This is a genomic window from Novacetimonas maltaceti, assembly GCF_002906255.1.
Lineage (GTDB): Bacteria > Pseudomonadota > Alphaproteobacteria > Acetobacterales > Acetobacteraceae > Novacetimonas > Novacetimonas maltaceti.
Genome location: NZ_POTC01000067.1, coordinates 1 through 12048, shown reverse-complemented (window position 1 = coordinate 12048; position 12048 = coordinate 1). Strand labels below are relative to the sequence as shown.

Here is a 12048-nt window from a genome sequence, read left to right as displayed (position 1 = left end):
GAGCAGATCAGGCGTAAGGCTTTTCAAACCGCGCCTCAAGATTTCGATAGCGCAGCTTCCGGTTGAACCGGCTCTGGACTTCGAAGACCGGATTGGCCTGAACCTGTGTCGTGCGCCCGTTATTGTACTGTCGGACCGTATCGGACTCCCGCCAGTCGACCTTTAGTTTGCTGAGAGTCTGACGCACGGCTCCATCGAAGCCGCCGCGGACGGCAAGCATCGGCCGGCCAGTCAGGCCGTTCGTTTTTACGCGGGCATAGACCCCGTAGCCCAGACGCGCGATCTCGCCTTCGACAATGAGCTGTCGAAGGGCTCTTTTGACACTGTCATATTCGCCGAGATCGGCGAAGTCACGCGGCACGAAGACGTCGCCGCGCGCGCGGCGAATGCGTGTCTTCAGCCGCTCTTTCAGCGTTCTGGTGCGACGTAGCTGGATCATGATGACCTTAATGGACCTCCCTGATGGTCCTGCACAGTAACAGAAACAGGACATTCCGATCCACAAAAATAGGACCTCCTGTTGTTTGTCGGGACCACCGGGGAGGGAGTGTTTTCAGCCGTTCAGCGCGTCTTTCAGGGCCTTGGCGGGCGTAAATGCCAGCTTGCGGGAGGCTGCGATCTTGATCTTGTCGCCGGTCGCCGGATTGCGTCCCTCGCGGGCCGGCACGGCCTTCACCTTGAACTTGCCAAAATCGGGCAGCGAGATCTCCTCGCCCTTTTGGGCGGCAGCGGTCATCGCTTCCACGAGGGCGTCGAGCACCTTGCGGGTATCGGTCTTGCTGGCGTCGGTCGTCTCGGCGATCTGGTCGACCAGTTCTGAAATCTTCATGCGCAATGCCTTCTGTACGAATGGTTCAGGCGTGAGCCTCACAGAACCGTTACGGGGAGATTGTGGCGGCTTCAAGCCCGGCGTTCTCCTGTGGGCGGGGACGGGAAGGGAGAGGGCTGTTTTGGGCCGGGTGGTTCTGGCGCGGGAGAGAGAGGCGTGCCGGGACCGTTCCTCCTTCCCTCCCGGAGACCACCGTTATGGATTGCCCTGTTACACCCACTCCCGACCTGCGCGGCTTTGCCGCCGCGGGGTTGCTTTTGTCCCACCTCGAACGCGGGGAGACGCTCGACGCCAGCCGACTGCGCCGAGCCATGCAAACCGCCTTCAACGCGGCTGACGCAACGGGCGCATGGGACTGGAAGATGGCCTATGACGCCGCCGAGGCCGCGTCCGTGCTGTTCCTGCGCCGCTACGGTCCGGCCCTGATGACCAAAGCATCCGACGACACAGATTTGCTGGCCCGTATCGCGCGTCTGGCGTCTCTTCTCCCCTCGCAGACGCGTCGCTCGGACGACAGCCAGACCTGGCAACAGTTCTCGACACCATTACCGTTGGCGTTCTGCCTTGCTCGTGCGGCTGATATCGGGCGCGGCAATCATGTGCTGGAGCCCTCGGCAGGGACCGGTCTTCTGGCCGTCTTCGCCGAACTGGCGGGCGCGGTCCTGACTCTCAATGAATACGCACCGGGCCGTTCCGATCTGCTGACGGCCCTGTTTCCCACGGCCCGGTCTTTCCGGCATGACGCTGCCCAGATCCACGACTATCTGCCCGAGAGCGTTCAGCCGGATGTCGTCATCATGAACCCGCCCTTTTCGGCGACGGTGCATGTGGCGGGGCGGGCGCCTGACACGACGTTCCGGCATATCGCCTCCGCACTCGACCGGCTGAAGCCCGGTGGGCGGCTTGTCGCCCTGACCGGTACGTCCTTCTGCCCCGACAACCCGCGATGGACCGATGGCTTTACCACTCTGCAGGCCAAGGCACGTCTGGTGTTTTCGGCCGGTGTCGCGGGGGATCTGTACCGGCAACATGGAACGGGTGTTAAAACGCGGGTCCTGGTGTTCGACCGCATACCCGCTTCCGAGCCCTCGCATTTTGTCGCGACCCGTGGCACCGCTCCCGATTTTCCGACGCTGCTGGGCTGGATCATCGGTGATCTGCCGTCCTGTCAGCCACAGGCGCACCAGTCGTCGGCAGTGTCACGCTCTGCTGCTCTCACCTCGCCTCGCACGGTGGGGGGCTATCTCGGGCGCAAGGCTGCCGTCGCATCCCGCCAAAGGACGGTCTCGGAAATGCAGGGTGCGGCCCTGTCCTACGAGATCCTGCCGCCGGACGGAGACGGAACCGTGACGACACGTCTGTCTGACGCGCTCTATGAGGATTATCGCCTCCAGAGTATCGCAATTCCCGGCGCTCGGCCGCATCCCACCAAACTGGTGCAGTCGGCCGCCATGGCGTCGGTGCGCCCGCCCGGGCCTTGCCACAAGCCAACCCTCCCTGACCCTGTCATCCGTGACGGCCTGCTCTCTGACGCGCAGCTGGAATCCGTCATCTATGCCGGCGAGGCCCATGATCGCTATCTGGCAGGCCGATGGAAAGCCGATCAGACATGGGATGTCCTCACTCGTGTCGGTGAGGACGACCCCGACGGCGTCCGCTTCCGTCGCGGTTGGTTCCTTGGCGACGGCACCGGCACCGGAAAGGGGCGGCAGGTCGCGGGCATCATCCTCGATAACTGGCTGCAGGGTCGCAGGCGGGCCGTCTGGGTGTCGAAGTCCGACAAACTTCTCGAAGACGCGCAGCGCGACTGGTCGGCGCTGGGGATGGAACGGCTGCTGGTCACGCCCCAGTCACGCTTTCCGCAGGGTAACGCCATCCGTCTGACCGAGGGTATTCTGTTCACGACCTATGCGACGCTCCGGACGGAAGAACGCGGCGCGAAAGCCTCCCGCGTCCAGCAGATCGTCGAGTGGCTGGGCGCTGATTTCGACGGGGTCATCATCTTCGATGAAGCGCATTCCATGCAGAACGCCGCCGGCGGTAAGGGAGAACGGGGCGATCAGGAACCCGTGTGACGACATCGCTGCGCCAGACCCGTGACGGCGCGCAGGGGTTTTCGTGGCTGATCGCCTGGCAGGAACGGCGTGGAGAACTAGACCTGATCCTGCCCCAATGGCTCTGCGATGCCATCGGTCGCCGGGGTGTCCTCACGCTTGACCCCCGCTACTTCACCCTGACCGGCGGGTTCGAGCGCTGGCTGTATCTCCTCGTTCGCCGACATGCCGGTCGGCAGTCCGATGGCTGGGCGTTCGATCTACCCCATCTCTACCGCAAGTCAGCATCCCGTTCTCCCTATCCCCGGTTTGTCTTCGAAATCCACCGCCTGGTCGCGGCAGACACCCTGCCGGGCTACCGCCTGCGTCTGGAGACCGACGCCAGCAATGTGCCGGTACTCCGCTTCTTCCCTGATCCCAGCAAAGAAACTTATCCACAAGGTCCTGTGGATAACCATGTGGAGGACTCCTGATGCCCATCGACCTATCAGGAATCGGAAATCCATCTAACAAGCTGTAATAAAAGGAGAAATTATGGCTCTCTAAAAGTACTAAATATTATAACCATTCTGTACTTGTACACCGCGCCTGAGCGCGCACGTGAGTCTTCGACTATCATAAAAACTGGTGATTCTGGCCCGACATTTGCCGACAGTTCTGCGCTCTGCCGTATGGTGGCAGGCAGACATGGCGGTATGGAACAGGGGGTATCGCCATGACCCCCCTTTGCGGCGATTGCCGGCTCCTGATGCCTGATCACGGGCCTTTTGATCTGATCATCTCTGATCCGCCCTATGGCGAGACATCACTGGCGTGGGACAGGCATGTACGCGGATGGTCGCCTTTAGCGGCAAAGGCATTGAAGCCTCATGGCTCGCTCTGGGTCTTCGGCTCCCTGCGCAGTTTTATGGCTACCGCACCGGACTTCCGGGCGGCAGGGCTGCGACACGCTCAGGAGATCGTCTGGGAAAAGCAGAATGGCAGTATTTTTCATGCCGATCGTTTTCGTCGCGTGCATGAATTGCTGGTGCAGTTCTATCCGGTCAGCGCCCGCCGCCAGCCCGCCTCCTTCTCATACTTCAAAGGATCACTGACATGGCGCAGATTGGACTCTTTACGCGCACGGCTGAAGGTTTTTCAGGACGCCTGCGCACACTTGCGCTGGATGCCGAACTGATTCTGGCGCGCGTTGAGACACCTGACGGCGGCAACGCACCGGATTATCGCATCTATCTCGGTGACAGTACCGAAGGACCAGAAGTCGGCGCGGGCTGGACACGCACTGGCGAACGGGCAGGCGAATACATCGTCGTGGTGCTCGACGACCCCTCTCTGGCACAGGGCCTGCGCGCGAGCCTGTTCCAGGCGGGCCGGGGTGGACGGATCTGGCAGCTTGTCTGGAACCGCCCGCAGAAACGTCAGGGAGCACGCGAATGATGCGCCTGATTGCAGGAGCGCGACAGGGTGGCCGCAATGCTAGCACGCCGACCAGGTGCAGTCTCGTCCGCGTGTGCTGCACAGGGCTGGCGGCTTCGCTGGTGGCTCTGATGCATCCTGCCAGCGCGCAGGACATCGAGGGAATGATCGATCAGGCGGCAGCGCGTGTCGCCCTGCCGCCCGAATGGATCCGCGCGGTGATGCATGTCGAAAGCCGCCGTGACACCCATGCCATCTCCGCCAAAGGGGCAATGGGCCTCATGCAGATCATGCCCGCGACATGGCAGGAGTTGCGGCGCGATCTCGCTCTTGGAACCGATCCTTTTGATCCGCAGGACAACATTCTTGCCGGTGCCAGCTATCTCCGCCTGCTGCATGACCGCTATGGGGATGCGGGGTTTCTGGCGGCCTATAATGCAGGACCGGGCCGTTATGAGGCCCATCTTGCAACGGGCCAGCCTCTCCCACACGAGACCCGGGATTACGTCGCCTCTGTCACACACCTGCTCGACCGGCGCACGTTTCCTGCGGACGGTCTGCACGAAACCGGCGTATCCGTTGCGCGCGACCAGCCTAACGAGACGCTGTTTGCCGGACATTTCCCGCACACGCCCCAGGCATCGGTCGGTACGTCCGAAGCGCTGTTCGTGCCCGTCTCTTTGGAGCAGGCACCATGATAGGGCGCGCACCGATGCCGATGGCGCGGGGAGCTGAGAAGTCGGGGGAACGGCGGTTGCGCTGGGGATCGGGTCTTTGGGGCCTAATGCAAGATAAAAGCCGCAAGGTGCGGAATGGTTGGGGAGGGCAGTTTTTCTGGGTTTTTCACAAGGTCATTTTCCCATCCCAAGGTGTCCGATGGCGTGATTGGCTTGTTTTCAATGTGTTAGCGCAAGGTCGCGATCTTCATGGCCCGTGATGACGATTTCCGGGTCCGGCCGGGCCGCATCCGCCTGCCCCGTGTCCGCGAGGGGCGGTCCTTCATCGGCCGCGTGCTGGCCGCGACCAACCGGGCGGGTGGCATGGGCCGTCCTGGCTCGGGGCGTGCCGGAAAGGGACCGTCCACTTTCGGGCGGGGCAGGGGAGCGGCAACCCGTGCCAATCGTCTCCTGTCCAGGCGCACCCGGCTTGCCCTCGTCAAGGCGCGGGTGGTCCGGCATGGCGCACGGGCGACCCTGCGTGCCCATCTCTCCTATCTCCAGCGCGAAGGTGTCACGAAGGACGGGGAGAAGGCCCGGCTGTTCGGGGCCGAGCGCGACCATGTGCCCGCGCGCGAATTCGCCGAGCGGTGTCAGGATGACCGACATCATTTCCGCTTCATCGTGGGACCAGAGGATGCAACTGAGATGGCGGACCTGAAAACCTTCACGCGGGAACTGATGACGCAGGCCGAACAGGATCTCGGCACGAAGCTGGACTGGGTTGCCGTGTCGCATTGGAACACCGACAATCCGCATATCCACATCATCGTGCGGGGCAAGGACCAGGACGGCGAGGATCTGGTCATATCCAGGGATTACATCCGCGAGGGATTGCGTGCTCGCGCCCAGAACCTGGTGACGCTTGAACTCGGGCCGCGCACCGACCAGGAAATACACCGCAACGTTGAACGCCAGGTCGAGGCAGAACGCTGGACCCAACTGGACCGTCAGTTGCAGCAGGACGCGAACCAGCACGGTATCATCGACATGGCGCCGTCGCCTGACCGGCAGCCAGACGCGTTCGCGGTCATGAAGGTCGGACGGCTGCGGCGACTGGAACGGATGGGCCTTGCCCATGAGGTCGGGGTCGGACAATGGCGGCTGGAGGAAACGGCGGAAGTCACCTTGCGCGAGATGGGGCAGCGCAATGACATCATCAAACGCATCCACCGTGGTCTGAGTGAACAGGGGATCGAACGGCCCTCGTCGTCATGGGTGCTGGCCGGGGAAGACCCGGCCGAGCCGGTGATCGGACGTCTGGTCGCGCGCGGTCTGGATGATGAACTGAAGGGGAGTGCCTATGCGGTGATCGACGGCGTGGACGGGCGCACGCACCATGTCCAACTGCCATCACTGGAAGCGGCCGGGACGTGCCGCACGGTGGGCTGGTTGAACTGCGGACCTATCAGGATGCGAAGGGGCAGCGACGGGCGACACTTGCGGTGCGGTCCGATCTGCCGATCGGAGAGCAGGTGCTGGCGCGGGGCGCGACATGGCTGGACCGCCAGCTTGTCGCTCGCGAACCGGTGGCGCTGGGAGAGGGTGGTTTCGGCGCGGAAGTGCGTGACGCGCTACGCCAGCGCAGCGCTCATCTGGTCGAGCAGGGGATCGCACAGCAGGACGGAGCGCGCGTGCGCTATCCGCGTGGCATGGTCGCCTCCATGCGGGCGCTGGAGATGCGGGACGTGGCCGGGCGTCTGGCGCGCGAAACCGGCCAGCCCATCCAGAGTGCTGAGGCCGGCGAGTACGTCACTGGAACCTACCGACAGCGGCTGACCCTCGCTTCGGGGCGCTTTGCTATGATTGATGGCGGCCTCGGGTTCCAGCTTGTTCCCTGGACGCCATCGCTGGAGAAACAGATCGGGCGTCATGTCTCCGGCGTCGCACGGGAGGACGGGGGCGTGGACTGGTCGTTCGGCCGGAAGCGGGACATGGGGATCGGGCTTTGATCGCCCGCTTCGCTGGCCAACTTAGTATGGTAACGTCAGCATACCGGGCATCGGGATGAAATTGGGGAGACGGCTGACCCGTGTCATCCACGCCATTAACGCGGGGAAAGGCCTTACGTCCACACTGCCCTCGTGCGCAACCGAGAGGTAAGGAAAGACTGCACAGTCGGCGATTGTAGGATGGCTTGATGCCAGCCACTCTCGGCTTTCCAGATGTTTGTTGAGGATTGGAAGAATCTTGGTGCTCCAGTGAAGGGCGGCCTCCATGTCGAGATCGACACCGAACTTCCTGATCAGACGTGCGGCATTCGGCCCATTGCGGATCTCACAGGCTGCAACTGACAGCCACCCGACAATGTTCGCCTGAACGCGTCTGTCATCGGGCCACCATCGCTGGTCGGACAGACTGCAAGCCAGATAGACGAGAATGGCCTGAGAATCCCGGACGACCGTCTCGCCATCGACGAGAACCGGTACTTCCTGAAATGGATTCAGGTCCGTAAACAACGAGCTGTGTTGCTCATCTTTGGAAAAATCAACCGGCACAAGGTCAAGAGGAATGCCGGTAAGGGCTGCAAACAGGCGCACCTTGTAGCAATTGCCGGATACATCGAGATCATAGAGTTTCATGACTGAGTCTCCTGACGATGGACTGACACTTTGAGAATGAAATGATCCCGGAATCAGGAAACCAGACCGATCGGTCTTAATGGAAGAATAAAGATGAAAGCATCCTATGACGATATCGTGATTGCTGCGCGCGAACTCTTCCGGGAACGGGGATACACCGGCGCTTCGATGAACGACCTGGCCGAGCGGGTCGGTCTGAAGAAGTCCAGTCTTTATAATCGTCTTCCAAGTAAGGAATCGCTCGTCGTTGATGTTCTCGAATTGACCCTGAAGGAAACTTTTGAAGGGCTTCCCGATCCGGCAGTCGACTGGATGCACACTTATCGAGAACTGATCGACCGTATTGTCGCAGTCTTTAGCGAGCGTGGACGATGTGTAGGCTTCCACCTGGCTTTCGGAGTCCCGATTGACACGCCAGAGGCGAAGACGGCTGTCCGGGATTTCGTAATTGCATTGCGCGCCCGAATGGAGGAAATCCTCGAAAAGGGTGCGGTTGATGACCCTATGCGGGCAGCCACGGACGCCCTGACACGTTTGCAAGGGGCTACATTCTGGCTGGCGGCCCTCGACGAAATAGAACCGCTCAGACGGGAAGCGGTCGGTGTTCTGGCTTCTGTAGGGATATCAACGCAGGCCTGATGTCCGTCTGGGCAAAAGACCTCTGCGCGTCAGACAACGATTGTGCTATGAGTGACTCCATAGAACGTCATGGATAAACGGGGTCGTCATGTCCGAATACAAGATGCAGGAGCGGCAGCACTATGCATGGGCCAGCTTTGAGGCGGTCCGCGTTGCTGGCGAGCGGGCACGGGAAGCCCGGACAGCGAGCGGCGAGATCATGACCTATGTCCAGAAGGGATGGGTTGTGCGCGAATTTCCCGGCGGTCGGGTTGAACGTCTTGCACCGCTGGAAGAGTTCCGCGACGAAGATTTTCCCTATCCCGCGTGACACGATTACTGATTTACGCAGGACCGAACGGCTCCGGAAAAAGCAGTCTGCGGGTTGGCACGAGCGCTGACATTGAGCCGGTCGACATCGTCATTGACCCCGACCAGATAGCGCGGGGGATCAACCCAGGCAGCCCGCGCGATGCAGACAGGGAGGCCGGACGGCGAGCCATCGAGATATTCAACGCGTCGCTGGCCGCCGGGAAGTCGATTTCTCTCGAAACGACATTATCTGGCCGTTCCGTAATCCGTCGCATCACGGCGGCGCGGAACGCCGGATATCATATCGAGCTGAGATATATTGCTCTGGCGTCGGTCGAAATGAATGTTCAGCGCGTCAGGGCACGTGCTGCGGGTGGTGGACATTTCATTGAACCGGAAGCCATTCGCAGACGATATATTGGCAGTCTCGCCAATCTTCCGACTGTTATTGGCCTGTCTGACCGTGTTGTCATCTCCGATAATTCAGGCGTTATGCCGGAGCCTGTGCTTGAAATCGAGAATGGTCAGATTGTGCGTCGAGGTATGACTATGCCTGCATGGCTGGTCAGCACATGTCCGGACTTCTGCCGTTAGTGCGTTTTGTCGCCAAGACCAGACACGCTGTTGGAATGGGTTCTGGTAACGCTTGCGCCGACAATTTTACGCCTCTTTGCGCCGGGCCGCGCAGGTAGGGCGGAAAACATTGAATCCAGTTAAGTGTCTTCGTTTCCTTTCTTCCATAGGTTTCTATGGAGGAAAGCACTATGTCCGGATCACGGATTTTATGGGGGCAGGTGAGCGTCGTCCTGCTCATGATCATCCTGTCATGGTGGATGGCGACGCAATGGGTGGCGTGGAAACTGGGCTTTCAGCCCCAGCTTGGTCAGCCCTGATTCACGCTTGCGCATCATTGGCCTGTCTACTGGCCCCCCATGGTTTTCTGGTGGTGGTATGTCTACGACGCCTATGCCCCGGATATTTTTAATCAGGGCGGGTGGATCGCCGGTAGTGGCGGCGTACTGGCTGTTGTGGCAGCGGTCGCGCTTTCCATTCGTCGGGCTCGTGAGGTAAGACGGGCCGCAACCTATGGAAGCGCACGCTGGGCCAGCCGTGAGGAATTGCAGCAATCCGGATTGCTCGATCCCGATGGGGTCATTCTCGGGCAGTATGGACGGGATTATCTCCGTCATAATGGTCCTGAACATGTCCTGTGTTTCGCGCCGACCCGTTCCGGTAAGGGGGTGGGGCTTGTCATTCCGACCCTGCTGACATGGCCGGGATCAGCCATCGTCCATGATATCAAGGGAGAAAACTGGCAGATCACCGCAGGTTTTCGGGCGCGTTTCAGCAGCGTGCTCCTGTTCGATCCGACCAATCCTGCCTCTGATCCCTACAACCCCCTGCTTGAAATCCGGCAGGGGGAGTGGGAGGTACGCGACGCCCAGAATGTCGCGGACGTGCTTGTCGATCCCGAAGGATCGCTTGAACGCCGGAACCATTGGGAGAAAACATCACACTCTCTGCTGGTGGGCGCCATCCTCCATGTTCTGTATGCGGAGAAAGACAAGACGCTCTACGGTGTTGCCAATCTTCTGTCTGATCCGAAACGCTCAATTGAAGCCACGCTTGCTGCGATGATGCAGACGAAGCATCTGGGCAAGGATGGCCCGCATCCGGTGGTTGCATCCGCCGCCCGTGAACTGCTGAACAAATCTCCCAACGAACGGTCTGGTGTGCTCTCCACCGCCATGTCGTTTCTTGGCCTGTATCGTGATCCGGTCGTCGCGAAAGTCACTTCGCGTTGTGCCTGGCGGATTGCGGATATTGTCAAAGGGCGTCGTCCGACCACGCTTTATCTCAGCGTGCCACCCTCGGATATCAGTCGCACCAAACCGTTGATCCGTCTGATGCTGAACCAGATCGGACGCAGACTGACAGAGGATCTGAACGCGCATAAGCATAACCATCGCCTGCTGATGATGCTGGACGAATTCCCGGCGCTCGGGCGGCTTGATTTCTTTGAAAGCGCTCTCGCGTTCATGGGTGGTTACGGCATCAAAGCTTTTCTGATCGCCCAGAGCCTGAATCAGATAGAGAAAGCCTACGGTCAGAACAATTCGATCCTCGATAACTGTCACGTCCGGGTCAGTTTTGCCACCAACGATGAACGGACTGCCAAGCGGGTCTCAGATGCATTGGGCACTGCCACGGAAATCAGGTCACAGAAAAACTATGCCGGGCATCGCCTGTCACCCTGGCTGGGGCATCTGATGGTTTCGCGGCAGGAAAGTGCCCGCCCGCTTCTGACGCCAGGTGAAATCATGCAACTTCCACCAACCGACGAGATTGTCATGGCGGCGGGGACGCCACCCGTTCGTGCGAAGAAAGCTCGATATTATAGTGATGCCCGTTTCCGGGAGCGCGCACTGCCACCGCCCCAACCAGGAACGATATCAGCACCGACCGCGATACAACCGGATGACTGGACCAGACGTCCCTTGCCCGAGACGGTGGTGCATGGTGCCGCCCCCCCACTGTCAACGCAGGAAGAAGAAACGCCTCTGGGGGCCGGTCACAAGCGCACACCGGACGCCGATCCGAGTGATATTCCACCGCGTACGGAGAGGGATGACACGCGGGAGCAGACGAAATCACCCGAAGCTGGCAATCGCACGACACGGTGGGACCGGGACTTTATGGATCTTCAGAAGGTAGCGCGGCTGGCCGCCATTGACCGTGATGATGGGATGGAGATCGGTGGACCATGAAACGCTCCCGCAAGAAGCAGCAGATGACGGTCTATCTCGATCCCGATCTGTTCAAAGCTGTCAGTGATACGGCCACCCGTCGCCGTCAGTCCGGCTCCCTCGTGGTCGAGACGGCTCTGTCTGTCTTTTTCTCTCCTGAAGAGGGGACCGGACAGGCCGCACTGACCCGACGGCTGGACCGTGTCGATAAACGCCTGTCCCGACTGGAGCGCGATACTGGGATCACCGTTGAGACACTGGCCCAGTTTATCCGTTTCTGGATGATCATGACGCCAGCTTTGCCGGAAACCTCGGCTGCTGCCGCCAGGGCGCAGGCCGCCGAGCGTTACGACGGCTTCATCGAAGCCCTTGAAAGACGTTTGGCAACCGGCCGACGTCTATATGAGGACGTTCTTCCTCCTGACGCACAAGTCAGTGCTAAAGATACATTCTAATGTTGGACACCGCGGCAGCCGAAGGCTGAACAGGCCAAATGCCCGTCTCGTTGAAGCAGATTTTCATTGTAGATCACGATCCAAGCAACAGCAAAACTGAAAGTCAGTACCCCACTACTGATCCAACTTACATACCGCTAGATTTATCAGAGCATGACCGGAAACTAATTTAGTGATTTTAATACGTTATGATTGAGGTGGTCCCGTCCGTTCGGACAGTTTTGCGGGCTTGATAAGCTATACCCGGTTGTTGTTATGCCGCCCTTCTGACGGCGTTGCTGTTGGCCATCTGGTCCGGGGTTAACCCCGGACCAGATGG

12 protein-coding genes and 2 pseudogenes are annotated in these 12048 nt (G+C 60.3%); 11 read left to right on the top strand and 3 right to left on the bottom strand.

What is annotated here, in order from left to right:
• Nucleotides 1-7 precede the first annotated feature (7 nt).
• A complete protein-coding gene (locus tag KMAL_RS14800; RefSeq protein ID WP_034928088.1) occupies nucleotides 8-439 on the bottom strand; it encodes a DUF6088 family protein in 432 nt (143 codons plus the stop codon).
• A gap of 114 nt (nucleotides 440-553) precedes the next feature.
• Nucleotides 554-835 (bottom strand): HU family DNA-binding protein, encoded by a 282-nt coding sequence (locus KMAL_RS14795; protein ID WP_264996583.1) that lies wholly within the window; start codon nucleotides 833-835, stop codon nucleotides 554-556.
• 191 nt (nucleotides 836-1026) lie between these two features.
• Between KMAL_RS14795 and KMAL_RS14790 the strand changes: the two genes are divergently transcribed.
• The 6 genes and pseudogenes from KMAL_RS14790 (at nucleotide 1027) to KMAL_RS14765 (ending at nucleotide 6967) form a co-directional block, all read left to right on the top strand.
• Nucleotides 1027-2904 (top strand): strawberry notch-like NTP hydrolase domain-containing protein, encoded by a 1878-nt coding sequence (locus KMAL_RS14790; protein ID WP_239019510.1) that lies wholly within the window; start codon nucleotides 1027-1029, stop codon nucleotides 2902-2904.
• Complete coding sequence (locus tag KMAL_RS14785) at nucleotides 2901-3356, top strand: replication initiator protein A (protein ID WP_239019509.1); 456 nt, start codon at nucleotides 2901-2903, stop codon at nucleotides 3354-3356. The genes KMAL_RS14790 and KMAL_RS14785 overlap by 4 nt, the downstream gene beginning before the upstream one ends.
• Before the next feature lie 242 nt (nucleotides 3357-3598).
• Nucleotides 3599-4060, top strand: coding sequence for a DNA methyltransferase (locus KMAL_RS14780; protein ID WP_235721138.1), 462 nt, complete (start codon nucleotides 3599-3601; stop codon nucleotides 4058-4060).
• Nucleotides 3979-4320, top strand: coding sequence for a DUF736 domain-containing protein (locus KMAL_RS14775; protein WP_034928093.1), 342 nt, complete (start codon nucleotides 3979-3981; stop codon nucleotides 4318-4320). Before KMAL_RS14780 ends, KMAL_RS14775 begins: the two co-directional genes overlap by 82 nt.
• 110 nt (nucleotides 4321-4430) lie before the next feature.
• The gene (locus KMAL_RS14770; protein ID WP_239019508.1) at nucleotides 4431-4997 is read left to right on the top strand and encodes a lytic transglycosylase domain-containing protein; all 567 of its coding nucleotides are present in this window, start codon (nucleotides 4431-4433) and stop codon (nucleotides 4995-4997) included.
• 228 nt (nucleotides 4998-5225) lie between these two features.
• Nucleotides 5226-6967: pseudogene (locus KMAL_RS14765) on the top strand (relaxase/mobilization nuclease domain-containing protein).
• A 21-nt stretch (nucleotides 6968-6988) separates the two neighbouring features.
• Here the strand turns inward: KMAL_RS14765 and KMAL_RS14760 are convergent.
• Nucleotides 6989-7597 carry a glutathione S-transferase family protein gene (locus KMAL_RS14760; protein WP_034928099.1) on the bottom strand — a complete coding sequence of 203 codons (609 nt, stop codon included), beginning with the start codon at nucleotides 7595-7597 and terminating at the stop codon, nucleotides 6989-6991.
• A gap of 93 nt (nucleotides 7598-7690) precedes the next feature.
• Between KMAL_RS14760 and KMAL_RS14755 the strand changes: the two genes are divergently transcribed.
• From KMAL_RS14755 to KMAL_RS14735, 5 genes and pseudogenes are all read left to right on the top strand, one after another.
• Entirely contained in the window at nucleotides 7691-8236 is a 546-nt protein-coding gene (locus tag KMAL_RS14755; RefSeq protein WP_110096326.1) for a TetR/AcrR family transcriptional regulator, read from the top strand.
• Between the two features lie 88 nt (nucleotides 8237-8324).
• On the top strand, nucleotides 8325-8546 hold the full coding sequence (locus tag KMAL_RS14750; protein WP_010512019.1) for a hypothetical protein: 222 nt from the start codon (nucleotides 8325-8327) through the stop codon (nucleotides 8544-8546).
• Nucleotides 8543-9121 carry a zeta toxin family protein gene (locus KMAL_RS14745; RefSeq protein WP_014106943.1) on the top strand — a complete coding sequence of 193 codons (579 nt, stop codon included), beginning with the start codon at nucleotides 8543-8545 and terminating at the stop codon, nucleotides 9119-9121. The genes KMAL_RS14750 and KMAL_RS14745 overlap by 4 nt, the downstream gene beginning before the upstream one ends.
• A gap of 170 nt (nucleotides 9122-9291) precedes the next feature.
• Nucleotides 9292-11295: pseudogene (locus KMAL_RS14740) on the top strand (conjugal transfer protein TraG).
• Nucleotides 11292-11729 carry a CopG family transcriptional regulator gene (locus KMAL_RS14735; protein ID WP_087609043.1) on the top strand — a complete coding sequence of 146 codons (438 nt, stop codon included), beginning with the start codon at nucleotides 11292-11294 and terminating at the stop codon, nucleotides 11727-11729. The pseudogene KMAL_RS14740 and the gene KMAL_RS14735 overlap by 4 nt, the downstream one beginning before the upstream one ends.
• The last annotated feature ends 319 nt before the right edge of the window (nucleotides 11730-12048 follow it).